This is a genomic window from Neoluteolibacter marinus (assembly GCF_014904755.1).
GTDB lineage: Bacteria > Verrucomicrobiota > Verrucomicrobiia > Verrucomicrobiales > Akkermansiaceae > Haloferula > Haloferula marina.
The window spans coordinates 1-534 of sequence record NZ_JACZFQ010000326.1; the positions used below are offsets into that span (position 1 = coordinate 1).

The 534-nt window shown below is 68.7% G+C and carries 1 protein-coding gene; it reads right to left on the minus strand.

Annotated elements, in window-relative coordinates; translation table 11 throughout:
• A partial coding sequence (locus IG178_RS25100) for a hypothetical protein (RefSeq protein WP_193215283.1) occupies positions 1–534 on the minus strand: 534 nt, incomplete at both ends.

Sequence of the window (534 nt, forward strand, 5' to 3'; positions counted from 1 at the left end):
ACGCAGCGGGACGGTGATATCGGAGGGATCGGAGAGCTGTCGAGTCAGCAGATCCACGGCCATGGGCGTCCAGGTGCCCAGCAGCGCGCCGAAGGTGAGCTGCGTGCCTTCGTCGTAGACCGTGCCGACATTCACCGGTGTGCTCCTGCGCCATCCGGTGGCCGTCCACCCGATCATGGGCCTGTCCTGACCGCTCCGGACGTCTCTGCGCTGGCCCTTCGTGAGGGCGGACACGTGGAAGGTTCCCTCCCCGTGGGAGAGGGCGAAGCCGGTGCTGAGCGCTGTGGCGCTGGCCTCCCGGCCGCAGTGCCAGCGCTGCTCGGCCTGCACGGGCTCCTGGGACTCGACGCGGTCCAGCACCACGGTGAGATCCCAGTGCCGGAGGTAGACGATGCGCCGAGTGATGCTCACCCCATCGTAGCTCGCGTCGGAGAGCAGCAGATCGGTGCAGTCGTCCGTGATCTCGCTGCGCACCAGCTCCACCGGTGTGCCCTTGTCGGCGGTGCGACCGGGCAGGACCACCAGCGAATGGGC